Source organism: Paenibacillus polymyxa M1 (assembly GCF_000237325.1).
Taxonomy (GTDB): domain Bacteria; phylum Bacillota; class Bacilli; order Paenibacillales; family Paenibacillaceae; genus Paenibacillus; species Paenibacillus polymyxa_C.
On record NC_017542.1, the window covers coordinates 254,327 to 277,756 of the forward strand.

The window sequence follows — 23,430 nt, forward strand, 5'->3', positions numbered from 1 at the left end:
TAATGTTTGGATGTAAGGTATCATGAATACATATGAAGCTTGACAAAAATCATTAATTGTAGCTAAACGTTGTTTTTTTGTATGTTCCGAGACCATGAAGCCATCCCCAAACTGGAAATTTGTACCCATTAGTTTTAAAAGAGCAAAATAACCTGATCATTATAATAGGGAATCCTTTAGGGAATTATTGTTGCTTAGGAAATAGTATACATCCAGTTTGAACGCAGGGAAATAGCAGAGGTTCGAGAACAAGTTTTGAAACTTGTCTCAATTGACCTACTTTGTGTTGATGAATAACCATCACTTACAATGAGCAAATAAGACTAAGATTTGCACGATAAACAGCAACGTTTATTATATTAGGGAATCCTAATCTTTTGAATATATATTATTCATTTATATAATGTATATTTTAGGAGGCTCTAAAAATGTATAGTGAAAAGCTCAGAACTCTAATTTCAACCTTTATGAATAAGCGAGCGGAAGACGACTTAATAGAAGAGTTATTAATTCAATTCCCGACGTTAACACAGCTAATGAATGCTACGGAACAGCAACTAATATCCATAAAAGGCATCAAGCATAGTAAAGCGAAGAAAATTATGACCTTACTCCAACTAGCCAATACTCTCACACTGCCAGAATCTAATCCCTATTTTATCAGTCATCCTAGGGATGTATATAATTTGTTAGAGCCGGAATTCAGATTTTCAACCAAGGAGCATTTCATATGCCTTCTGTTAAATACCAAAAATCGAGTAATCCATAAAGAGATCGTTTCAATTGGTTCATTAAACGCCACAGTGATCCATCCCAGAGAAGTTTTCGGCGCAGCAATACGACATTGTAGCGCGTCCATTGTATGTGTTCATAATCATCCTAGTGGGGACCCAAAGCCTTCTGAACAAGATATTATGGCAACCAAACGATTAGCCAAGGCAGGGGACATTATAGGGATAGATGTTTTGGATCATGTCATTATTGGTGAGAGTACATTTTATAGTATAAAAGAACACGGACATTTTTAAATGGCGTATGAGTATACTTAAACCTTATCTTTGAAAGCCCCCAGCTTATCAATATGCGAAAACATCAATTCTATCATTTCTAAAGCCATTTGCTGTTCTTCCAGAGAACGGCTTATAATTGTTTGTTTGATTTTGTTAATTAAAGCCTCATCTTTCACCTCAACTGCTTCTGAAAGCAAGTAATCCACAGTAGACCCTAATTCATTTGCAAGCTTTACAAGTGTCTCTAATGAAAGACTACGTTCTCCTCGCTCTATTTGCCCAATATAGGCATGAGATAAATCAACTCGCTCCGCGAGCTTTTCCTGTGTCAGATTTAGTCGCTGGCGTTCTTGACGAATACGTGTACCTAAATCGGCGTAGTTCATTCCTGAATCCCCTCCACATTCAACAGTAGTTAATTCAAGAGGATTATTTAACTAACTATAAGCATTAAAATATTTACTGATTGTTTCAATTCGACTATACTGGATATCATTAGGACAAAAGACATGCTTCTAAAGGAGAGAATATGAAACAACCTGAATGGAGTAAATGGTAAGAAGAATTTATAAGTAGGCTATACGAGTCCAATAAATTCAAGAGAGGAATGATTTTTCATAATATGTATGAAGAAAAACATAATCGGGCTGGTGTCTTTGTAGTCTTCATTATCTTTATAACGCTAGCTTTACTAACAGGCTTTATTCATCCTTTAATAACAGCCTTTTTAATACCTATTATAATTTGGTCTACTCTTAAATTTGCTAAAGAAGAAAAGGCCAGAGTCTTACACCACAACATGGTAGTACAAATCCGAATCCCCCAAAAAGCGAAGTTTGTTACGTTTGTTGACGGTCACAGTTCCTTGGCCAGATCCATGAAGCACTTTGTTTGGTGTGATAACGCATTTCTATTTATATTTCCAGAAGAATACCCTAAAAGCTACTCCAAGAGCGATGTAAGTAAAATAGAATTGGTGCGGGTTCCGCTGGTTGATGTTGAATATTACACTACTCACGGAGACTTCTATACGGAAACAACAGTATCCGGCGGTGATGGGGGCGGAGTATCTGTTACAGGAGCAGTTGTGGGTAGCATGCTTGGCAGCGCTATGGGCGGTAAAACCATGGGAGCAGCGGGAGCGGTCATCGGGAGCAGGAAGAAGGTCAATGCTGTGAAATCCGAAACGATGCTACATGATACCAGGGTAACTATGTTATTTTACAATGATGCTGGGGAAACCCGGAGTTTGAAATTTAGATATGAGGACTACGATACATTCTACAGATTGTTACCTGATAAAAGCTATGAAGCTCATGTATTTCGGCATATGAATGGAGCAATAACCAAGGAAAGTCATGAAACAATAGGCGAGAAATTAAAGATGTTGAAAAAGCTGGCTGATGAAGAGTTGATAAGCCCTCAAGAATTTGAAACATCCAAGAAAGCACTGTTGGATAAAATGTAGTCCGATCTCATCCGTTTAGGAAGGAGGTGAAATAAATTGCCAGATGAGTATTTAGAGCGAATTGGAAAAACTGCATTATCAGCAGGAGCAGCGCTTGGCAGTGGGGGAGCAGGGGCGGCTATCGGTACAGTGATTTTCCCTGGAGTAGGAACAGCAGTCGGATACTTAATCGGTATTGGCTCAGGAATTTTACTTGGAAATAGCTTAGGTAAAAAAATCGTTGATAAAAGGAGGTTACACAACAGATGGATAACAAATGGGAGCAAATGAAAAATGCGGCTAAGGATGCGGTTACCATGACTTTGGGTAATAAGTTCAATGTCATTCAAACCGCTAAAGAACTAAACGATAAATATACAGATAAAGGTTCAGGCAAAAAGGATACGTAAACGGGGATTTGAATTTGTTTAAGCATAGTGAGAAGGGAAAGAATAAAGTGAAAAGATACAGGTAGATCAGTCTGATTGCGTTGGTTATATTGCAGTTACATCGTCAAGTACAGTATTGGCTGAAAGCATCCAGAAGAGGATCATACTGAAAGTAGATGAGACAGGTATTTTTGTTGATGATGCGGAGTATTCGACTTTACGCCAGAAGTATACGCTACCCCAGTAATGGTAAATAGTCGTGTACTGCTTCCGATAGGTAATAAATATAAATCAAGCAGTTGAAGTAATGCGAGCGAACTTACTGTGGAACGTTAAATAAAATTAATGAGCAAAACTTCAAAAAATATAATATCCGCCGATAAAAGAAGGATAGAGAGTTTCTGCTAACATAGGTTAGTGGAGTCCCTATTGAGATTAGTATGAGTGTAACAAAAGGGAAGGAATCATACAATTGAAAAGGTTACTTATTACGGCTTTATTGGTTGTAGGTTTGATGAATTGGAATACGGATTCTATTTTTGCTGAAGAGGAAATAGATGCAATTGGAACGCAGATTATTTTGCAGGTTGCTAATCCCAACATTCTTGTTAATGGAGAAGAAAAACTGCTTGATTCTGCCACAGGTGCAGCGCCGATCTCCTACAAGGGTACAACATTTCTGCCAGTTAAAAATTTGGTTGAGTTGTTGGGAGGCTCTTTAGAATACAGCAAACTGGCTCAGAGATACCAAATTCAACTTGACGGAAAAACAGTTCAATTGCGTGCAGACAGTAAGCAAGCGACTGTTGATGGACAGGTTAGAATGCTAAGCATTGCTCCCGTTAATATTCGAGGTACATTGCTTGTTCCTTTGCGTGTGTTATCGGAACATCTTGATGTGAAAATGAAGTGGGATAAAGTCCAGCAAAGAGCGGTATTGTATCATGGGGGCATGGGAGAACGTTGGTACGAAGACAATTATACAAGCAAAGTTTCTAATAAATATGGCAGGTATTCGGATCAGTCCATAGGTTATAAAGTAAACTATCCATTGTCATGGGGTGATCCGTTAGTCATTCAAAAAAATAATGCAACTATTGAGACGATTTTCTATGAAAGCCCATTTGTAAAAATATCCTCCTACTCCGATCATATGTTATCCTCTTATTCTGAAAATGAAGGTTTGAAGTTGGAAGAAACTTATGAGCAGTATTTGGATAGACATGGGTTCCTAGATGGTGAAATCAAAGAAAAGCGTACTTTTGTTGATAAGGCCTATGATATCTTTATCGATGATGGTGAGAACTCTTATATCTATTTGGTAATATTTAAAGAAGATGAAGTAGGTGTCTTTTGCATTAAACTAAATCAAAATATGACATCGGAAGATTATAAAGCTACCAAAGAGTGGGGGAACCTGTTGAACAATACATTTGAAGCTGACTCTGCTGTGGGATAATAAATTTATTTGAAGGGACGTATGGCAATGAAAAAGACACTACTTTCGTTGTGCAGTTTGATAGTGCTCACAGTGTCATTCAATTTCACTACTGTTGTGACAGCTGCAAGCAACTACAATGGACATTGGGAAGATCATAACAGTGTTGGACAATACGGCATGGATCAGATGATGCTCGACATGAAAAGCAAAGGTAACCAAGTGACTGTTGAGGTTTCTAATGATTATTTTATTCCATTCGAAGACAGCAGAGAGAGCTTTAAAAATTCTGTCGGAAGAATGCGTAGCAGTGTGGTCAATGGAACCGTAGTTTTCAATCCCAAGGGACAAGCTTCTTTCAAATATAAAGATGAGTATAATAACGGTCAAATGAGTATTCAAATGCAAAATGACGGTGTGAAAATCACTTGGACAGGAAAAGAAGTTTCTGAATTTTCGTTTCCTCAAGGTACTTTTAAGCTGTACAAAAAAATAAATGTCGGAGCCGCAGAAATGGAAAAGCTGGGGACGTTCCTTAGCAACTTCACTGAACTGAATCTTGATGAATTTGATGCTAAGCGAGTTAATAATGCAGAGTTGATTCGCTTTGGTGTATGGCATAATTACATCAATAATTTTAATTCCAGAATCAGCATTTCGAACGGTAAATTATATATTTTGAAGACGCACGTGGAAGCTTCCATACAGAAATATTTCAATATCCAATTTCGTAATCATCACTCTGTTAACGGCTTTAAATTTAATGGTAAAGGATATATATTTGATGGTGCGGATGGAATGCCGGTATACTACGTTCGCGCTCAGGATGTATTTGATTTAGGACAAAATAAATTGAGAGTGAGAGGAGTTTTGTTTGATGCAGACAGTCCTTCGACGGAGATGGTAAGCGAAGTTGAAGCTGTGGTCAAAAAAGTGAAAGTGCAGAACAATATCAGCTACTCATTGGTTACTTTAAAGGTGAAACGGTGAGGATTTTCCCTTGCATTCAGTCGAAGCCAATGTAGCCGTTTTATAAGCTTTCTACAAGCCCGTTGGGCTTGTTTTTTTGTACAGGTTTCATATAAATAAATCTTTTTAAGGTGGTATTATAATGAAAGTTAAATATACAGTCGGACTTATTCTTTTGTTGTTGCTTTCTGCTTGCAACACTGAATCGGAGCAGGCGGTGAAGGATGTAACATCCAAAGTAGAAGATCAGGTCAGCAACGTGAGTGATAAGGATAATGAGCATGTATTGGCTGTGAAGAACGGCCATTTTAAAGCCTACGTGAATCAACCTATTGGGGAAACATTCTCAAAGTTCTTCAGTGATAATACATGGAAGTATTTCAAGGCGCAATCCGGAGAAGACATAGTCGAGTTTACTGGATATATGATGTACAGACATACGAAGGTTAAAGCACGCTTGCAATTTATTGTCGGGAAAGAAGACGAATTTGAAGCTTCTGCCTTGTCATTCAATGATGTTCCGCAAGACGAACTGATGAAGGCTAGTGTTTTGAAGACCGTTTTTGAAGAAAATGAGGTCGACGATGGCGGAAATACTGAAGGAAACAAAGCTCAAGCAACGGAAAAATCAACAGCCCATAAAAATGATCCGAGCAAAGAACAACCAAAAGCAGAGGATAAGAAGACGACGTCTCGTAAAGACATATTCTCTACATTTGACTATGATCAAAAAAAGAAACTCAATTTATTTTTTAGTAATTTAAGCGAAGCGTATATGGGGAATTTTAATATTAACGATTACGATAAAGAGGTTTTAATTGATTTTGCTGTTAAACACAATCAAATTAATTACGGCAAAAGAATTACCACGGTTGAAAACAATCAGCAGTTTACAGATAAATTGAATAGTAAGTATGTAGTACAAACGATCAAAAGGTTTTTTGATATTAGTGTAAAGCCGGAAAGTACATCAACATATCCGTTAGTCGGTAGCAGTTATCAGTGGGATACAGCGGATGGAGAGCAGTATATGGACTTTTCCCAAGTCGAGAATTTCTACGATAACGGGAATGGGACATATAAAGCTAAAATCCAAATTTACACATCGGACTTTGAAAGTCAAGGAGACAGCATTCTGTATGAACCCAAAGATCAGGCATGGGGTAATGATGTAGGCTTCGACACCCGTGGAGTTGCTGAAGCTATCGTGAAAAAGGCTAAAGTGGGAAGCAAGGATACTTATCAGGTTATAGATTACAGGGTGAGATATTAAACCATAAAATTAGATATTTATAGCTAAAAATTCAATTCCCCTCTGCCGATATGAAAAAGATACCAGTAAACAACGGCAGAGGGGAAATAGAAAATGAAATACATTCATTTAATGGACGAAGCACAAAGATTAAAGATTCTTAAGAAATTCAAGTTACCACTTGGTAAGCCACTTCAGGGTTACTCTCAGGAAGAAGCTGATGAGCTTACTGAAGATGATATTTTCGCGTTTGTATATAAACAATGTGAAAAGTATATCCCTGATAGATTAATTAGACTATTTGAAAATGTAGATGAGTTGGCAAGCTTTAAAAAGGGTGTAAAGGAACATCTGATAATGAATAGCTACATAGTCTCTAATATAAATATACTCACAGGGCCAGAAGAAAAAGACACTTCAAATACAAGGGGAATCGCTAGAATAGGAAAAGAAATTAAACGTTTAGGTAACGAATTGCTTCCTGATATGAACAACGGGAATTATGTAGCGCATATCGTGGAAGAAGAACTTGTAGGTGTATTACAAAGATATTTTGATCTTGAGCCATATAAGCGTGAAAGTTCAAAGGCCAAAGGAGGATTCAAAGACGATGTTAAAGTTCCTTACTTGGTTAAACCTTTTATTTATTTTGTAACTTGCATTAATAGTATCTATAAAAAATTAGAAAAAAAAGAATATAGCAGGGAATTATTTGGGGGAATAAGCGCCTTATTTGAGGAAATACTTAAAAGTTACACTGAAGAGCAACAGATTGTGAGCAGGTATCTGTTTGAAAGAGAGTATAGTGTCCGTTTAATAAACAGGATAAATGACAATGTAGAGTTACATGGGGACCAAGATATAAGAGAATTGAAAAAACTGTTTGGATTTTTTGCTGTACTGCCAAATGTAGATTCTAGGCTTGAGTATCTGGATGTAATAAACAAATCCCTACTAAATGGTTCTTTTACCAAAAGCAGTTCAGGAAAATACGGTGAGCATAGTTATAATGAAAAGATAGATAATCCCAGTATTTGGTTTGATGAAGTTCGTCTAATTATCTTGCAGTTTGCTTTAGTCACACTTCCGTTGATGGAGCTGTATCATTATGAATTAATATATCGCTACGAAAGAAGTCTCACTCTGACTTTACGCTCTGAGTATGACAAACAAGAAAATATATTTGAAACGATGAAGATTGTAGAAGGATATAAAAGTACTATAGATTCAGATGAGAGCTATTTATTAAAGAATTTTGTGAAACAATACCCATCTAAAAAAAGGGTTATAGATTCTGAGCTAGCTTATGATCTGGTTAAAAGGTTTCATGAGCTTGATAGTAATATGGATGATTTTATTGCGAAGATAGAGCAAGCCTTATTAAACACTGAAAAGTAAATTAAGTACTAATTCTAGACTGTCCTTTAAGGATAGTCTTTTTATTTTCTGCTATCACAATTTCTTCAGAATTGCAATATTTGTTTTTCTTGATTTTAAGTGATTTTTGTTTTGTTAGTTTGAAGGTAAGATTGCCCTTGTGAATGTTACTAAAACAAAAGGAGCTTGATGAAACATGAGTAATGATAATAATAACTATCAAATTAATGACTTTTTAAGAAATATGAGCAAAAAGGAAATCAAAGGAATAGCTGAAATAGTTCAAGGACAAACCAGTGTTAGTCTGTTGGTGCAAAGTGCTTCATTCTCACATTCTACTGTCGCTGGTATTAATATTAAGCCGTACATTTCAGTGGTATGCTCCATCATGGGAAATAAACGGACTTGTTTTGCAAGCTTAGGCACTAATAATCCTATTGCTATAGGTGAAGAGATAAGTAATAAGGATTTCGTTAGAGTGATTGTTGATTCTAAAGGGAAGGCGAACAAAAAGATATATCTTCACTTTAAGGAAAAAACCACAGAATACAGTAATGAGGATGAGGAAAATGATAACTGTTTACTGGTATATGTGGAAACAAAAAATTACGCTCATTTTTGCCTATATGAAGGATTTTTACCGAATAAGGTCACTGAATTATATGTTAAAGATGTGAAAGGAAAGCTGGCAATACGAACAGTAGCTTTATCTTTTCTGAAAAGAACATTCCCTGAATTGGAGACTAGCTATTTTTACGGGGAACGTAACTAATGCCGAACGATAAAAGGATTCGTATAAACCTGATGGATTCAAATGCATCAGTGGAATTATCTGAAGAACAAACCGATACTAACTATGAGTTTTTTGGGGAATATAGCGATTCAGTAACTTGTGAAGATATAGAAACACTACAGTACAGCGAAGATATTGATATCCTGACCTTGTGTACTGAAAAATTATCTTATGAGGACGAGATAGAACAGTTCGACGAGCATGATGACCATTCTACATTAAGAGAAGAGACAATCTTTTATGAAGTAGAAGAGATATCTAAGGCTGTAGAAGCAGAAAATGTCGAAAATTTCAAGGTGAAAGATAACAACACAAGGTTTTATAAAACATCATCAGATCGGGGCAATTTTGTCCCACGGGTTGAATGGTTGATGCTTAATTCGTTTGAAATGATCAGTTCTGCTGACGGGATTTCAATCTACCAAACTAAACAGGGTTATTACAAGCACCACTCTGATAGTGAACTGGCAGTCTTAATTCGAAAAAACCTGACAGAAGATCAAAATCGTGAAGTTAGTAGACGAAAAATGGACGAAGTTGCTTATCGTTTGAAGACTCATCCCGATTTGTGGAGAAAATTCAATGACTTAAATACAGATACAAATCTTATTAATTTCCGTGATGGAGTGCTAAACCTAAGAGAACGGAGGATGCTTCCACATGATCCAAAGTACTGCTTTACCAGCTTTATTGATGCAGATTGCAAAGTTATACCCCAACAAAATACGAACAATCGAGATTATTCATACTCAAGTGTTTTTGAATGTTTTCTAACAGACTGTACTGAAGGGGATAAAGCTAAACAGGCTTCTCTCCAGCAAATGGTAGGTTACATCATATCGAATCATTTTAATGCCAAAAAGATGTTTGTACTCATTGGTGAGCCGCATACAGGCAAAAGTGTGTGGTTGAGTTTGTTACAGATATTGATTGGTAAGGAGCATACAACTTCTATGACGCTCAAGCAACTAGGGGTTAACAGGTTTATGCAGACGCGTTTAGCTCACTCTAAACTTAATATATCACCCGAGATGAGTGACGATGGTGATTTAAAGGGAGTAGAGTTCATTAAGGCTGTTACTGGTGGAGATTTAATTACAGGCGACCGTAAAGGTGAAGCGGCAATCGACTTTTACGGCAGAACCAAACTGGTGGCAGCAGGGAACCATATGCCTAAGCTTGCCAAACATGATGGAACCACAGCCTTTATTGATAGACTGTTGTTTATTACCTTCAATAATTCGATACCAGAGAGACAACGTGACCGTTTTTTGCTGCAAAAACTTTTAGAAGAGCGAGATATTATCATAAAGTGGGCATTAGAGGGCTTGTATCAACTGATTGATAATAATTTTATATTTACGGAATGTAATGAAGCAATTCAGTTCAAGAAGAAGTACATGGCTGAGCTAGATAATGTAACAGAGTTTGTGAATGATATGTGTGTTGTGGAACCAGAAAATGATAAATCAAGGGTTCATAGAACAAGGTTGTATGACGCTTATATCATCTATTGTAAAGCAAATGGGTTGACTTCAGTGAAGAAGACGGAGTTCTGGCGTGAAATTGAGAAATTTAGAGTGCGAAGTGGAAAGATCAGAGTAGAAGGATCTACTCCATTAATGGGGTATAGAGGCATACGTCTACTTTCGCCAGATGAATACACTCATACATGAGTAAATGGTCATAAAAACAGGCTACATTGGCTACATTCTGAAATGATCTACCCATAAACCTTGTTGTAATGGGATTATGGAGACTCATTATCGGAGAAGGGTCCGGCTACAGAATAGCTACAAGAAAACTACACTCAGGTTTTTTAAAAGTTTCATTTATATATTATACACATGATGGAGGGACACAATGTCTAACACTGAAAAGCTTTGCTACACAGTTGCGGAATTGCACGATATTCTACCTTTAGGGATGAATTCTCTTTACAAGTTGGTGAACAGGGAGGACTTCCCCAAAATTAGGGTAGGCAAGAAAATCATCATACCTGCCAAAGGGCTTAAGCTGTGGCTGGAAAAACAAGTTCAATAACAGGGAGATTTACTGCAATAGAAAAGAAGCGGTATTTACTTACTTAATAGAGTGATTTTATGTGGGGGTTGGGGACGGATATTTGCAAAGTTGGGGAATGATTATGGACTTCGAATGATAATTAGTTAGTATATCTCCCTCCCCCGTCTCCTGTATGGAATCGAAATCTATTTTGCATGGTTTATAGTCAATAATATCTCTTAACAACGAGGTGTAGAACTTATGGCTGGGAGTATTAAGAAGATAGGCACTAAGTACAGGGTAACTTTTGAACTGGGCAAGGATTTAAACGGGAAACGATTGCGTGATTATGCTACCGTGAATTCCGAAGCGGAAGCCAAAAAGTTGCTCACCGAATTTGAGCATAACCAAAATCGAAATTTATTAGTGCAGTCAAATGCAATGAGCCTGATAGAATTTCTGAATCATTGGATGGACAACTATGTGAAGTACAATTGCGAAGAGACTACAACATACGGGTACAAAAATATTCTTTACAAGCATATCTCTCATTTTTTCGGTGGTATAGAGCTTCAAAAACTTCAGTCGGGGCATATCCAGCAATATTATAAGCATCTTATGGACGAGAAAAATCTATCGCCCAATACTGTTCATAAACACCATTCACTTATACGTAAAGCGTTGGACTACGGTCTGAAACAGCAACTTGTGTACAGAAATGTAGCGGATGCGGTAGAACTTCCTAAACGAAAAAGATATGAAGGTAAATCATACACAAAAGAACAGTTAATTGAACTTTTGAAAAAAGTTAAAAATACTAAATTGGAAATCCCTATTTATCTCGCTGTTTATTTGGGACTGAGACGTGAAGAAATTATTGGATTGAAATGGAAATATGTAGATTTTGAGAGCCGAACACTTCACATTTTTGAAGTCAGAACGAGTGCAGGGAAAGCGATTATAACTAAAGCGCCTAAAACAGAAAAAAGCAGACGATCCCTTCACATCAATGATGATCTATATAGCCTGCTTAAGATGCATAAGGTAAAACAAGAGGAACTCAAAAATATGTTAGGTTCTGCCTATGATAATGCCGGATATGTCTATTCCCATGATAATGGGAAGCCATATAGAGTTAACTCTGTTACAGAACAGTTCAAAACGTTCCTTGAAAAGCAACAGCTACCGAAGATAAGGTTGCACGACCTAAGGCATTCGTTTGCAAGCGTATTATACAACCAAGGTACGGATTTGAAAGCAATATCAGAAGCATTAGGGCATTCCGATATTGGAACAACAAATAAGATTTATACGCACCGTTTCGATAAGACACATAAAAATACTATAAATGCAATGAGTCAGGCTCTAAAAGGGGATTTTACATGAGGGAGTTAAAGCAGCAAACTAAAGCAAGAGCTTTCATGTATTTTGGATATCATATTTGTTATAATTGGGAGGAATGTAGCAGTATGAACCGTGAGGTGATACAAATGAAGCAAGTTGGAGATCAATCGCTGTTTTTACCGGAATTTCAAAGATTAATTGGATCGCAAAAATTTGATTTTATGGCTATAAATGAAGATGAAAATGAAATGGTGATTCGTTTGAGAAAACAAGATGGGTCAGAAAGAATACAGAAGAGGGAACGTTTGTTAAAGGCACTTGAACAGCCAGGTGGGGTATTAAAGCGTTATCCGGGTGCTTCTGAGGAGCTTCATGCGATTGCGAGACGTGATGAAGAGGATGATCGGGACGGTAGTCACTTTGAGTAGGTTTTTGCTTGATACAAATGTATGTATTTATTGTTTGGACGGAAATCCAAAAATCATTAACTACTTGGGTGATATCATCCGAAATCCCCATAATGAACTGATTTTATCCGTGATTACCGAAGCAGAGTTATTTTCATCCACAAAGGTATATAATAATCCGTCTTTAAAGGCTGAAATATCCTCATTTATTGATAGCACAGATGAGGTGAAGGAAATAACACGGGAAATTGCTTGTACCGCTGGAGAGATTAGAGCGTATTTCCACCAAAATCTTGGGAAAAAGATTAAACTGCCTGATGCACTAATTGCAGCCACTGCAATTCATTTGAAAGCAACCTTAGTCAGCAATAACGACAGGGATTTTACTGATGCGTTATCAAGGTATGAAACAGTGTATTATAATCCTGTTAAATAAAGAAAGTGGTTGCAGAATGACATCAAGTATTACTGGGGACAGGCTAAAACGTACAATATTTTGATCAAATATCCTGTCCGATTCTGTAGACCAGTTGTAGACAAGAGGTGTAAAACATCGTAATTTACGTTGGCTCTCTATAATAAAACATAATAAATTTAGTCTTATAATGCCTTGCTATATAAGGGTTTATAAGACTGAACGATATTATTTAATGTGTGATAGAAAGTCTGGGACAGGGGTTCGACTCCCCTCGCCTCCATTTAAAAAACCCGCTCATTGAGCGGGTTTTTGCTTTTTATTGAGTTAAAATTAGGCGAATTGTAGACATAAAATTATTAGGAGCCAAATTGTACTAGGACTTGTAGACATCATGTCTACAAACTTGTATTGTAATAAATTTATACTTTGGATGGGGTGGTGATCGGCGATTACGTATTGACATGGGCGCATGAGATGTAGAAGAAATGAAAAAGTAGGAAACCATAGCCCCAGCCAGCTGAACGTTCCTCTGTCGAATGTCCAGCCTAACATTTGTTTTAGGAGAAATGAAGTAACCGTAGCAGAATTACACAAGACACGCTTTTACTCTTCTAAAGGATATATGGGTATCTGGAAAAAGAGAAGCGAGACAATTGCATGTCTATTTGCTCTTGGATGAGAGTTGCGAGAGCGCTTTATTTTCCGTGAAGGTTAACGTTGACATGTTTTTCACTCCATCTCTACATGAGAATAGCGATGGTACTGACTTTGGCGTAGTATGACGCATTCGTGGGTACCATTGCTTTGTGGTGAGATTATACCGTGGAATCTGGAAGATAATTATTAAAAATATAGTACAAATGTGCTTATTATGAAATTTATTATTAAAATTTTTAATTTAAATATTAAATTTATTCCTTATTGTAGCGATAAAGTATATTGAAAGGAGGTGTCAGTAAGAATTCTACTGTTAATTCTGTATTTACATAAGGCATTCCCAAATGACGGAAATGTTGTGGGCAAATCCACTGAAACCGGTGCAGCAAGAGGAGCTGTAACTGGAGGTATTGCTGGCGCAGCCGCTGGTGGAGCAATAACGGGTGGTACACGTTATGGTATCGGTGTGGCTATTTGGGGTAAAGGTAACTAATTAAAGATGAATCAAAAAACCAATACTGGCTTACTTGAGTATTGGTTTTTTGATTTACAGTATAGAAAGGCAGGTGGACGAATATGAATATAGAATCTATTACTGTCTGTGAAGATACGACCTCAGATTTTAAACCAATTAATATAACGAATACTTTTTACCCTGAGCAGAGCGGGTCCGTTCAGGTATTAGTTCAGCTATCCGAAATTCATACGACAACAGATGTAAATTTCCAGTGGTATATTTCTGATGAGCCAGAGGTTCCTCTTGCTACTTATACATTCAGCTTAGAGAGAAAAAGTAAAAAGACTAGATATGCAGTGGGGGCGTTGGATTTAAGAGCACTACTACAATTAAAAGAATTTAACATTTTTCAAAAATGGTTTACTATTATTGAGGTAGAAGATAGTAAACGTCGGGTGGATTTTTTCTTGAAAAAAATGGGTTATGGTCCTAGTACTCTAAGTAACAATTTTGTCAACGTACCTAGAATTAATCTGAAAGGGTGAAGAGGACTAGTGTCCATTTTATTGCCAATAATTTATATAATAATTGATTTAATTATAGGATATTTGTTTGCGACAGTGTTTATCTGGATTTCCAATAAAGTGAACAAGACGGGGAAAATGAGCAGCTCCTTTAGAATGAAAGCAACTATTGCTATTGTTTGGACTATTCTGGGTGTGTTGATAAGATTAATTTATAAAAATTAAATACTCGCCAACTTTCAATAATGTGGAGTTTTTTTGGGTTGGAAAAAATTCATTTACAGGGTAAAAGGATCATCCTCTTTTGCACTCTGCATGAACAGAAGGCGTTGCTCCGGTGTAAGGAAAGGGTCTTCTAGCGCGATGTAATAAGGATCGGCTAACTCGTTCACCCAACGCAAGGCATCTGCAATTTCTCCGCCATGAAATACAGGGCTGTCTGACAGTGCTTCGTCCTCTTTTGCAATATCTACAATTCCGGTATCCTGGTCTATTGTCACACATAGATTCGTACCGTCCACGTATCTGTTTGTCCCATTCCGATGGGTTGTTCTGATGATCATACGCACAAAAAAGGCCTGTTCGGGATGGAGCACTTCATGCTCTTCCAAACAGGCGGGTAGAAGCTGTTTTTGATTGTGGGTGAACGGCCTAACCGCAAGCGCCATGATCCAAGTGTTTCCGTACGATTCAGGATTATTTACAACGTCCCCGTTGTATTCAATGACCTCTTTTAGCTTGTTCAGTATGTTTTCCTCATTTGCCTTTAAACTTCTGCTTGTTCTTTTAGCCACTGTTCGGCCTCCTTGTGGTGAATTCCGACTTGTGTGAACAGGGTGATGATATAGTCGTTGGTGTTCATGACGGCGATTTTGTAGATTTGGGTGTTGCCGAGGTCGTACAACTCGACGTATTCAGGGCAAATACCGAAAAGTCCGTCGTCTTCTCGTCTAAAACCTACGAGGGTAAGATCGTGTAGGTTATCCCCTGCTTCTAGTATGAAGATAGGACCGGAAGGCTGGAGGGAAAAATACGGATCATCTTGGTCATGGAATGAGTTGCGAAACTGAGTGAAGTATTCTTGGATGTGTTTTAAAAAAGAGGGGGAAAGCGAAGAGTGTTGCAGTGAGTCGATGTCTTGCTGGGTCTGTATAATACGCATAATGTAACCTCCTAAAAGAAAATAAGACCATCAATAGATGGCCTTTCAAAGTAATAATATCTATTTTATTTTATAATAAAGGCATTTTTGTGATATTTAACCAGGATTATTCCAAAAAGAGTGGTTTGAATCTAGAAAAAAGTTGAAGTAGGTTTTACTGTAAAATGCCATGAGAGAAAATGAGAATGTATATTAAGAGGTTATCTTAATTCAGCCTACCTTAAAATACAAATTAAACGAGCCTTCTCCCTCTATATAAGAGCTTGTATATTAAATTTAGTTAGCAATTGGTTTCATAGTTATAACACCAAAGTCAATTGCTTCTTCTAAAAATTTTCTAATCTCAGATTCAGTTATATCTAAATCAGACAAAATTTCTTTCAAAGATTGTTCCCCGTTTATTTTCCTTAAAACCCGTAACCACTGCCCGGCTTCATCTTCAGAAAGAGCGTATGTAAGATGGTTATCCACAACTAAATAGGCATGATTATCTTTTTGAATGTCATCTCGTTGCACCAAAAATACTTCTGGAGCAAATAAAGGAATGTCCTCTAATTTAATTGCTTCACGGCGTTTGGATAATTTCAAGTGAATTTCTTCTTCGTTTTTCTCCCAGTTTTCAATAGGATGGTTAGAAAGAATAATAAAATTGTCTGAGTCTTCATACTTAACATTCGTTTGCTCAACCATGTGCTGCAATAAACCCATATTTACTATACGGAGAAAATATTCCATATTAGTTACCTCTGGGTCTTGTGATAGCTGCTGAGCTATTGAGAAGAAAGCATCAGTATCGATAAAATCAGAAAATTTGGAGGAAGCCACTGCTTCTTCAAGTAATACGCTCTTCTGTTTTAATAAGAGATCCAGCATCATACGAAGTGTAAACCTTGCATCTTCACCATAAAAGAATGGTACTTTAGATCTCTTATATAATTCTGAGGGGAGTCGGTTTTGAATGCCTGATCGTAGTAATTTTTTATCCCAAAAAAGTCCCTTTCGCCTAGCGGACGGGATAGATAGAGCAAATTCAACAATTCGGTGATCGAGAAAGGGTACACGATTTTCAATACTATTACCCGCAGCTATTCTATCCTCAAGCCAACAATTATACATTTGGATATCTCTAAACTTCGTTAATATGTAGGCTTCCCAAGAACTTTCCCTACGAACCTCACTGCTCTTAGATAAAATAAATTTCTCTGAGAGTGGTGATTGCTCAAAGTGTTCTTCCCAGACAAAGAGTTTAGATGGTAAATTACTCATGTATCTTCCCATTTCTAGACGGTTAAGATTTTTTGTAAACCCTTCCCAATTATTCTCCCAAGCAGGAGCTAAAACACTACTGTAACCACCGTTAAATTCATCACTTCCCTGACCAGTTAAAATTACTTTTAGATCGGGGCAAACAGAGCGAGCATAGCGATGTAAATGGAATTTGTACAACTGCTCTGGACCACAAAGTGGTGATTCACATAACCATAACAATTTTCTCCAATGGTTTGGTTCGAAGTCATTCTCATCCCAATGAAATAAGACTTGATGATTTGGAAGTCCTAAGTACTTAGCAGTAATATGTGCATACTTAGCATCTTCATTCGTTAGGGTGCTCTGGCTTAACACTGAAAATGTATGGATATTTTGTCGCTCTGATGTTATTGCAGCAATGGACGCCGAATCGATCCCCCCGCTTAGGAATAATCCAATTTCAACATCACTTTGCAAACACTTTTGGACCGAATCTTCAAGTAAATTGGCATAATAATTAATAATTTCTTGATCGCTGAGTTCTGCAAATGATTGATTATTGTTCGCTAATAAATCCCAATAGCGAATTTGCTTCCAACTGCCCTTCTTAACGTCGACTTCTACTGCACATCCAGCTGGTAAATGCTCTATCCCTTCAAAAAATGAAGAAGGATCCGATAGATCAGTTGCGGTATAGCCACTCAACCATGGATCAGTTAAAGCTTTATTCCAATCAAGAGATCGTGGACAATCGGGATATTTCATCAATGATTTTATTTCCGAAGCAAATACCAATCTCTCACGGTTAGCAGTAAAAAATAATGGCTTGATCCCAAAACGGTCCCGTGCTATAAACATTTTTTGCTTCCGAGAATCCCAAAGAGCAAATGCATACATACCAATTAAATCTTGAAGTAGATCTATTCCTTTCTCTTCATACAAATGCAAGATAATTTCGCAATCTGAATTAGTTTTGTATTGATGCCTTGAAGATAATTTTGCTCTTAACTCCGTACTGTTATAAATCTCCCCATTAGCAATTAGCACAATTGTACCGTCCTCATTTGTAAGAGGTTGCTTTCCTCCATTAATATCTACAATTGAAAGCCTACGGAAAGCGAAACCCAAAGGTCCTTTTATAAAGAATTGTTCATCATCAGGTCCTCTATATGAAATTTCTTCGGCCATATTTTGCAATATAGTATCTACATTTTGGGATAAAGAGGTACCGTCTAATCTAACTACACCAGCAATTCCACACATAGTACAAATCCTCCATAATATTTTTTTGTAGATTAATACTAGGGATAGTACATTATCAGAGCTATTTCAGAGAGTCATGAGTTAACCACTTTCCATTTAAAATAAGAATTATATAATAGTGCCCTTTTTGCATATCAATGCTTGTTCTATTCCATTTTTATGAGAAATTTTTAGAGTTATCCCAAGACGATCTGCTTTGGAGCAAGCAAGTGACTGTACATATTTTACAATCTCTTCAGGTTCCATATCAAAATAGAAACAAGCTTCGGTTGGTTGATTTAACCACCATGAAGTACTTTGAACTTCATAATTACCATTTTCGTGGATAAAAACTTCGATATTTTCATATAATAGGCTACGTCCTATTACAAAATCTTGTAAAAACAACTTTGTGTTGCCCGATCCAAATTTCAATAAAGTTTCCTCATAATAACCACGCTCTTCAAAATGTCTGTGAATCCAATTCACTAAATCTTGATGTTGCATATGATGGTCGCGTGCGAGCGCGACCATCATTATAATATAATTAAATATTCCACTAGCACGCTCTTTAGCAAGATCATTATTATATTCAGGGACTAGTTGTCTCAATTCATCAATAGTAAGTTTTCGCATAATGAATACTCAGCACCTATTCAACTAGAATAATATTTTTTTCAATTAAACCTTGAACTAGTTCAACGGAATCACCTAATATCGTTTGGTAATCTACCTCATATTCTTTTACCATATCTTTGCATATTTCAGCTAAAGTACGTATTCCATCAATTCGTTCAAACAGATTTGTTGCTACCTCGTTTAGGGTAATTCCAGGTTCGATAATAGTACTTTTAAGGTAATTGCGAGTAGATATATCAGGATTTTTTCTTAAAATTGTATTTTCATTAAAGTTCATTAGATTATCCTCCTAAAAAATAGATTGTATGATAAACATCACTTTTTACAAGCTGTCAGTATCCAATTTTCGGTGTTAGCTTCCGCCTCGACCTCAGGAATATGCAGGTCCTCCAAAACTTCAATACAATCAGCAATATCTTCTTCATTGAACTTAAAAAGATTAAGTTCAAAATCTACTATACCAGCTTCATGTATCATCTCTTCAATTTTTGACATTGAATAGCTTTCCTCAAAGGCTTCACGAATAAAACGGAAATACTCTGGCTCAGGAATAGAACGCTTAAGTGCATTAAGTGTATCTTTATTATTAGGCAGCGTATCAATAATAATTAACAATCCATTTGGAGACAATACCCTGTAGCATTCTAACAACGCTCTTACAGGGTTTTCCCAATGATGTAAACAAGAGTATGAAACCACCAAATCCGCGTAATTATCCGGGTAGATTTGATTATGTACGTCAATTACATCAAAATGGACCGATTTAGAAAGACCACGTTCTTCAACCAGTCTCCGCGCCAAGTCATGCATTGCTGGATTAATGTCAACAGCATGTACATTCGCCTTTAAGCGTTCTGCAAGTTCAACCGTTAAGTATCCAGGCCCAGTGCCCATGTCAATAACCACTCCACCTTTTCGCTCGTATAAACGAGATATATGGGCACCTAAAAGTGGATAAAGATGAGGTTGATACTTTTTTATGAATTTATTATAGGTTTGGCACTCTTCAGCTGTAATCATAGTCTGGCCTCCTAAAGACATATAACGTGAGCGCAAAATACGCTCACGTTGAGTTTAGATAGGGTTAATTAATGTCCACCATCCATTGTCATACGACGCAATTCCAATGCACGAGGCTTTTTGTACACTTTTTTCATATTATTCACCTCCAAGAATATATTTCAGATTTAAAATTGCCGTAACCTCTTAATGTCCACCATCCATTGTCATACGACGCAATTCTAATGCACGAGGCTTTTTGTACACTTTTTTCATATTTTTCACCTCCTTTCTGGAAATTATAAAGATATCATAATTTCCAGGTAATTATAAACTCGATTTTGAAATTTATTCTAATATATACATTTATAATAATGTATTATTGCTTTTATCTTCTTCTATTTTACCTTTTTTAGTAAGTGGGAAACATTATAACGATAGAATTCATTTTTATTTTTTTGAATATATGTCATTTTCAGCTTTAATTTTTCCTTATACTGGTGATTATTATCATATACAATGATTTTTTTGTCAATATATAGTTTTTTCGATCTGAAAATTTCCGTTAAATTTATTAGTTTCAAAAAAATAGAATTATAAAGGTAATAAATTACTTTATTGACTATTCTAATTTTAGGAAGTATATTTGTCTCTGTAAACTATCCATAATTTGGGGAGGCTTAAGAAATGAGTACAATTGATAAAAAAGATACTGTTTTATCAAAAGTGTTAAATCCTTTTAGTTCTGATATTTTTATAAGAGAACATTGGGCTCCAAGCAAACATCTTGTTATCCATGGGAATGTTGAACGATTCCACCAACTCCCTGGGATAAGTAATGTCCAATCACTGGATAATATTATCGATTTGTATAAAGGTCCTGTGATGGTAGTGGGAAATGCAGTGATAGAAGAAACAGGAGGGATTGCAGATCGGTTCTTGGTAAGTACCGAGGAGGCAAAAGATTGGTATGAAAGAGGAGCAGCACTTGAATTTGATTTTTCAGACATGTTTCTTCCTCAACTACATAGTTGGATGGATAGTTTACGTAAGGAGCTTAGTTTACCAAGTGGTTCTGGTATAAAAGCAATTGTTTACGCAGCCAAAAATGGAGGAGGATTTAAAGCTCACTTCGATGCGTATACAAATTTCATATTTCACCTTCAAGGGACCAAAACATGGAAACTACTCGCTAACGAAAATGTGACGAACCCTATTCAGCATTATGACCTTGCGGAAAAGCCTTACATACCAGATGAACTAGCAACTTATTGGAAGGGAGAGCATCCACAAACAGATTTACCGGGAGCGGATATAGTTAACCTTTTGCCCGGATCATTTCTTTATCTCCCAAGAGGTATTTGGCATTCCACCAGTTCAACTGAAGAGACTCTATCTCTGAATATAACATTTTCACATCCAGCTTGGCTTGAATTGCTCCTTGCTGAAATTCGCTCACGCCTAACTCAACATGATACTTGGCGTGAACTTGCATGTGATATAAATCTACTTTCACCAGAAGAACAAGAAAGTCTAAAAAGTAAGCTAAATCAAGAATTAAATCAAGTGCTTCCGGGCTTTTCATCTATTAGTGCAGAAGATATTTTTAAAAGACATACTGAAGAGTTTGATATATATCATGTTACTCAAGCTGTGTTCCGACAATTGTTAGCTACCAGAGAATTATGATCAGTTGTTTCTAACAAAAAATTTATTGGGAGAACCTATGAACATATTTAGCATATTATCTGCACTTCGTGGATTAGCAATTGGTTTCTTTTCACCAATTTGGATTATACATTTAAACGATCAAGGATTTGATTTATTAGCAATCGGTATATTAGGGACAGTTTTCGAGGTAGCCAGATTATTGTTTGAAATTCCAACGGGGACTTTTGCTGATAATAATGGCGTTCGTCGATCCATAATGCTATCTTATATTTTCTCAATGGCCACATGGTTGATCTTTCCTTTTATTGGAATAACATGGGTTTGTGTTATAGCAATGATAATATGGGCACTAGCTGAAGCCCTTATTTCGGGTGCTTTTGAGACATGGATGAGCCAAGTAACTCCTAAGGAAGAATTTAGTAAAAGACTGATGAGGAATGCCCAAGTACTCATAGCAAGTATTATACTAACCAGCTTATTATCTGGGCACATTTATAAGTTTAATTCCATGTTGCCATTTATATTTGTTGCCTTAATATACGCAATTATGCTTGCTATTATTTTGATTTATTTAAAATCAGATCAGCAGATTATAAAGAATCAGAAAAAAAACACTCCTAAGGAATCGTTTATCGAAATAACAGGAAAAAGTTTTCAAATAGTATTTAAACATCGACGCATTTTGAATGTCGTACTGGCTGGCTTTTTTGCAGCTTTAAGTTATGATGTTATAATGCGATATTGGCAGCCCTACTTAATACAAATCGGTAATTCAAAAGAATTTCTTGGATACGTAATGGCAATCGCAGGCGTACTAGCTTTTATTCTATTGCATTTCACAGCTAAGGCTCATAAAATAATTGAAAAAAACACCCTATTATCTCTAATAATGGTTGAATCTATTAGTATTCTTATGATCTTTAGTACAGCATTTGGTTTAAAAGCTATTGGTCTAGTTGCTATCTCTTTTTTATTATCAGTGGAGGATATACGTAATCCAATAGTTAATGGCTACTTAAATAAATTTTTTCCTGATTCCTATAAAGCCACATTATTTTCTGTTAATTCGGTTACGGGTGCAGCTGGTGAAATTTTATCCGGAATTATCTTTGGGCTAATAGCAGTTAAATTTGGAATAATTGCAACATTTATTGTTGCAGCCATATTCCTAATACCATCTATTTTATTATATTACAATACAGCTCAAAATACGGATATAAATTACTCCGAAAAACGAGATAATATGACTTTTAAATCATAAAATATAACATTTTCAGAGGAAATAAAATCAGGCTACTGACATTCCAGTAGCCTATTTTAGACATAATACTTTGATGAAAATGACAATTTATAAAGTCATAAAATGGAGGGGAAATCTTGCGGATAATTAATATAAAAGAATTTGATAAAAAAATGATAACCAATTTTTTTATTTGTAATTGGGGAACTCCTCAAATGGTGATTTCTAGCGGGATCTATCAATGTGATGAGTTAGATGGATTTGCTATCTTAGATCATAAAGAAAAGATTATGGGATTAATCACTTATGTTATAAGCGATAATGAATGTGAAATCATTTCTTTAGATAGCAAAGATGAAAATAAAGGGATTGGTACTGCGTTATTGAATCAGGTAGAAGCAGTATCAAAAAAAAGCGGATGTTGCAAACTAAAAATAGTAACAACTAACGATAACCTGCATGCTTTTTTATTTTATCAAAAAAAGGGTTATCAAATTGCGAGAATTTTTCCAAACTCTGTTGAAAAAGCAAGGATTATAAAACCTGAAATCCCAAAAATATCAAATAATGGTATTCCAATTCGTGATGAAATCCTATTTGAGAAATGCATATTATGAATATTACAAGGACAATTTGAATTATTTAAAATTGTCTTGTGTAGTATTCATAAATTAGAGATGGTACGGACCTCGCAGAATGAAGCTTTCGCTGGTACCGTCTTTTTTTGTAATGCTACTCATGGT

Annotated in this window: 26 protein-coding genes; 19 read left to right on the forward strand and 7 right to left on the reverse strand. The window is 36.2% G+C overall.

Annotated features, from left to right (window positions below; all coding sequences use genetic code 11):
- Window positions 1-428: 428 nt before the first annotated feature.
- A complete protein-coding gene (gene radC, locus PPM_RS01085; RefSeq protein ID WP_013368845.1) occupies window positions 429-1,028 on the forward strand; it encodes a RadC family protein in 600 nt (199 codons plus the stop codon).
- A 17-nt stretch (window positions 1,029-1,045) separates the two neighbouring features.
- Here radC and PPM_RS01090 read toward each other — a convergent pair whose 3' ends face one another.
- Complete coding sequence (locus PPM_RS01090; protein WP_013368846.1) at window positions 1,046-1,396, reverse strand: helix-turn-helix domain-containing protein; 351 nt, start codon at window positions 1,394-1,396, stop codon at window positions 1,046-1,048.
- Between the two features lie 221 nt (window positions 1,397-1,617).
- Between PPM_RS01090 and PPM_RS01095 the strand changes: the two genes are divergently transcribed.
- The 15 genes from PPM_RS01095 to PPM_RS01155 all read left to right on the forward strand — a co-directional run bounded on the left by PPM_RS01095 (window position 1,618) and on the right by PPM_RS01155 (window position 14,507).
- Window positions 1,618-2,478, forward strand: a complete 861-nt coding sequence (locus PPM_RS01095; RefSeq protein WP_014599372.1) for a hypothetical protein — start codon at window positions 1,618-1,620, stop codon at window positions 2,476-2,478.
- Between the two features lie 36 nt (window positions 2,479-2,514).
- Complete coding sequence (locus PPM_RS01100; RefSeq protein ID WP_013368848.1) at window positions 2,515-2,748, forward strand: hypothetical protein; 234 nt, start codon at window positions 2,515-2,517, stop codon at window positions 2,746-2,748.
- The gene (locus tag PPM_RS29540; protein WP_013368849.1) at window positions 2,724-2,867 is read left to right on the forward strand and encodes a hypothetical protein; all 144 of its coding nucleotides are present in this window, start codon (window positions 2,724-2,726) and stop codon (window positions 2,865-2,867) included. Before PPM_RS01100 ends, PPM_RS29540 begins: the two co-directional genes overlap by 25 nt.
- Window positions 2,868-3,318: 451 nt before the next feature.
- Window positions 3,319-4,305, forward strand: coding sequence for a stalk domain-containing protein (locus PPM_RS01105; RefSeq protein WP_013368850.1), 987 nt, complete (start codon window positions 3,319-3,321; stop codon window positions 4,303-4,305).
- A gap of 21 nt (window positions 4,306-4,326) precedes the next feature.
- Window positions 4,327-5,274 carry a hypothetical protein gene (locus tag PPM_RS01110; RefSeq protein WP_148266396.1) on the forward strand — a complete coding sequence of 316 codons (948 nt, stop codon included), beginning with the start codon at window positions 4,327-4,329 and terminating at the stop codon, window positions 5,272-5,274.
- 121 nt (window positions 5,275-5,395) lie between these two features.
- Complete coding sequence (locus PPM_RS01115) at window positions 5,396-6,526, forward strand: hypothetical protein (protein WP_013368852.1); 1,131 nt, start codon at window positions 5,396-5,398, stop codon at window positions 6,524-6,526.
- Between the two features lie 93 nt (window positions 6,527-6,619).
- Window positions 6,620-7,903: a hypothetical protein gene (locus tag PPM_RS01120; protein WP_013368853.1), complete on the forward strand. Its 1,284-nt coding sequence runs from the start codon at window positions 6,620-6,622 to the stop codon at window positions 7,901-7,903.
- Between the two features lie 175 nt (window positions 7,904-8,078).
- Window positions 8,079-8,654, forward strand: coding sequence for a hypothetical protein (locus PPM_RS01125; RefSeq protein WP_013368854.1), 576 nt, complete (start codon window positions 8,079-8,081; stop codon window positions 8,652-8,654).
- Window positions 8,654-10,351, forward strand: coding sequence for a DNA primase family protein (locus PPM_RS01130; protein WP_014599374.1), 1,698 nt, complete (start codon window positions 8,654-8,656; stop codon window positions 10,349-10,351). The genes PPM_RS01125 and PPM_RS01130 overlap by 1 nt, the downstream gene beginning before the upstream one ends.
- A 187-nt stretch (window positions 10,352-10,538) precedes the next feature.
- A complete protein-coding gene (locus PPM_RS01135) occupies window positions 10,539-10,718 on the forward strand; it encodes a helix-turn-helix domain-containing protein (RefSeq protein ID WP_013368856.1) in 180 nt (59 codons plus the stop codon).
- A 222-nt stretch (window positions 10,719-10,940) separates the two neighbouring features.
- Window positions 10,941-12,065 (forward strand): site-specific integrase, encoded by a 1,125-nt coding sequence (locus PPM_RS01140; protein WP_013368857.1) that lies wholly within the window; start codon window positions 10,941-10,943, stop codon window positions 12,063-12,065.
- Between the two features lie 83 nt (window positions 12,066-12,148).
- Window positions 12,149-12,451: a hypothetical protein gene (locus PPM_RS01145; protein WP_013368858.1), complete on the forward strand. Its 303-nt coding sequence runs from the start codon at window positions 12,149-12,151 to the stop codon at window positions 12,449-12,451.
- The gene (locus tag PPM_RS01150) at window positions 12,444-12,866 is read left to right on the forward strand and encodes a type II toxin-antitoxin system VapC family toxin (RefSeq protein WP_158309124.1); all 423 of its coding nucleotides are present in this window, start codon (window positions 12,444-12,446) and stop codon (window positions 12,864-12,866) included. The genes PPM_RS01145 and PPM_RS01150 overlap by 8 nt, the downstream gene beginning before the upstream one ends.
- A gap of 997 nt (window positions 12,867-13,863) precedes the next feature.
- Window positions 13,864-13,998, forward strand: a complete 135-nt coding sequence (locus tag PPM_RS30350; protein WP_013368860.1) for a hypothetical protein — start codon at window positions 13,864-13,866, stop codon at window positions 13,996-13,998.
- 83 nt (window positions 13,999-14,081) lie between these two features.
- Entirely contained in the window at window positions 14,082-14,507 is a 426-nt protein-coding gene (locus PPM_RS01155; protein WP_013368861.1) for a hypothetical protein, read from the forward strand.
- 257 nt (window positions 14,508-14,764) lie between these two features.
- Here the strand turns inward: PPM_RS01155 and PPM_RS01160 are convergent, their stop codons facing one another.
- From PPM_RS01160 to PPM_RS01185, 6 genes are all read right to left on the reverse strand, one after another.
- Window positions 14,765-15,280, reverse strand: coding sequence for a hypothetical protein (locus tag PPM_RS01160; RefSeq protein WP_013368863.1), 516 nt, complete (start codon window positions 15,278-15,280; stop codon window positions 14,765-14,767).
- Window positions 15,253-15,648 carry a hypothetical protein gene (locus PPM_RS01165; RefSeq protein ID WP_048481105.1) on the reverse strand — a complete coding sequence of 132 codons (396 nt, stop codon included), beginning with the start codon at window positions 15,646-15,648 and terminating at the stop codon, window positions 15,253-15,255. The genes PPM_RS01160 and PPM_RS01165 overlap by 28 nt, the downstream gene beginning before the upstream one ends.
- A 276-nt stretch (window positions 15,649-15,924) precedes the next feature.
- Window positions 15,925-18,159, reverse strand: a complete 2,235-nt coding sequence (gene asnB / locus PPM_RS01170; protein ID WP_013368864.1) for an asparagine synthase (glutamine-hydrolyzing) — start codon at window positions 18,157-18,159, stop codon at window positions 15,925-15,927.
- A 108-nt stretch (window positions 18,160-18,267) separates the two neighbouring features.
- Window positions 18,268-18,774, reverse strand: a complete 507-nt coding sequence (locus PPM_RS01175; RefSeq protein WP_013368865.1) for a hypothetical protein — start codon at window positions 18,772-18,774, stop codon at window positions 18,268-18,270.
- Window positions 18,775-18,790: 16 nt separating this feature from the next.
- Window positions 18,791-19,054: a PqqD family protein gene (locus PPM_RS01180; protein ID WP_013368866.1), complete on the reverse strand. Its 264-nt coding sequence runs from the start codon at window positions 19,052-19,054 to the stop codon at window positions 18,791-18,793.
- 38 nt (window positions 19,055-19,092) lie between these two features.
- Complete coding sequence (locus PPM_RS01185; RefSeq protein ID WP_013368867.1) at window positions 19,093-19,797, reverse strand: class I SAM-dependent methyltransferase; 705 nt, start codon at window positions 19,795-19,797, stop codon at window positions 19,093-19,095.
- Window positions 19,798-20,463: 666 nt separating this feature from the next.
- Here PPM_RS01185 and PPM_RS01190 point away from each other — a divergent pair.
- From PPM_RS01190 to PPM_RS01200, 3 genes are all read left to right on the forward strand, one after another.
- Window positions 20,464-21,465, forward strand: a complete 1,002-nt coding sequence (locus tag PPM_RS01190) for a cupin domain-containing protein (protein WP_013368869.1) — start codon at window positions 20,464-20,466, stop codon at window positions 21,463-21,465.
- Between the two features lie 37 nt (window positions 21,466-21,502).
- Window positions 21,503-22,708, forward strand: coding sequence for an MFS transporter (locus PPM_RS01195; protein WP_013368870.1), 1,206 nt, complete (start codon window positions 21,503-21,505; stop codon window positions 22,706-22,708).
- A gap of 152 nt (window positions 22,709-22,860) precedes the next feature.
- Complete coding sequence (locus PPM_RS01200; RefSeq protein ID WP_228392909.1) at window positions 22,861-23,304, forward strand: GNAT family N-acetyltransferase; 444 nt, start codon at window positions 22,861-22,863, stop codon at window positions 23,302-23,304.
- The last annotated feature ends 126 nt before the right edge of the window (window positions 23,305-23,430 follow it).

Bases quoted from the DNA above. Each gene is read 5' to 3' on its own strand.
- radC (WP_013368845.1), top strand. From the start codon at position 429: ATGTATAGTGAAAAGCTCAGAACTCTAATTTCAACCTTTATGAATAAG.
- PPM_RS01090 (WP_013368846.1), bottom strand. From the start codon at position 1,396: ATGAACTACGCCGATTTAGGTACACGTATTCGTCAAGAACGCCAGCGA.
- PPM_RS01095 (WP_014599372.1), top strand. From the start codon at position 1,618: ATGATTTTTCATAATATGTATGAAGAAAAACATAATCGGGCTGGTGTC.
- PPM_RS29540 (WP_013368849.1), top strand. From the start codon at position 2,724: ATGGATAACAAATGGGAGCAAATGAAAAATGCGGCTAAGGATGCGGTT.
- PPM_RS01110 (WP_148266396.1), top strand. From the start codon at position 4,327: ATGGCAATGAAAAAGACACTACTTTCGTTGTGCAGTTTGATAGTGCTC.
- PPM_RS01115 (WP_013368852.1), top strand. From the start codon at position 5,396: ATGAAAGTTAAATATACAGTCGGACTTATTCTTTTGTTGTTGCTTTCT.
- PPM_RS01120 (WP_013368853.1), top strand. From the start codon at position 6,620: ATGAAATACATTCATTTAATGGACGAAGCACAAAGATTAAAGATTCTT.
- PPM_RS01125 (WP_013368854.1), top strand. From the start codon at position 8,079: ATGAGTAATGATAATAATAACTATCAAATTAATGACTTTTTAAGAAAT.
- PPM_RS01130 (WP_014599374.1), top strand. From the start codon at position 8,654: ATGCCGAACGATAAAAGGATTCGTATAAACCTGATGGATTCAAATGCA.
- PPM_RS01135 (WP_013368856.1), top strand. From the start codon at position 10,539: ATGTCTAACACTGAAAAGCTTTGCTACACAGTTGCGGAATTGCACGAT.
- PPM_RS01140 (WP_013368857.1), top strand. From the start codon at position 10,941: ATGGCTGGGAGTATTAAGAAGATAGGCACTAAGTACAGGGTAACTTTT.
- PPM_RS01145 (WP_013368858.1), top strand. From the start codon at position 12,149: ATGAACCGTGAGGTGATACAAATGAAGCAAGTTGGAGATCAATCGCTG.
- PPM_RS01155 (WP_013368861.1), top strand. From the start codon at position 14,082: ATGAATATAGAATCTATTACTGTCTGTGAAGATACGACCTCAGATTTT.
- PPM_RS01165 (WP_048481105.1), bottom strand. From the start codon at position 15,648: ATGCGTATTATACAGACCCAGCAAGACATCGACTCACTGCAACACTCT.
- asnB (WP_013368864.1), bottom strand. From the start codon at position 18,159: ATGTGTGGAATTGCTGGTGTAGTTAGATTAGACGGTACCTCTTTATCC.
- PPM_RS01175 (WP_013368865.1), bottom strand. From the start codon at position 18,774: ATGCGAAAACTTACTATTGATGAATTGAGACAACTAGTCCCTGAATAT.
- PPM_RS01180 (WP_013368866.1), bottom strand. From the start codon at position 19,054: ATGAACTTTAATGAAAATACAATTTTAAGAAAAAATCCTGATATATCT.
- PPM_RS01185 (WP_013368867.1), bottom strand. From the start codon at position 19,797: ATGATTACAGCTGAAGAGTGCCAAACCTATAATAAATTCATAAAAAAG.
- PPM_RS01190 (WP_013368869.1), top strand. From the start codon at position 20,464: ATGAGTACAATTGATAAAAAAGATACTGTTTTATCAAAAGTGTTAAAT.
- PPM_RS01195 (WP_013368870.1), top strand. From the start codon at position 21,503: ATGAACATATTTAGCATATTATCTGCACTTCGTGGATTAGCAATTGGT.
- PPM_RS01200 (WP_228392909.1), top strand. From the start codon at position 22,861: ATGATAACCAATTTTTTTATTTGTAATTGGGGAACTCCTCAAATGGTG.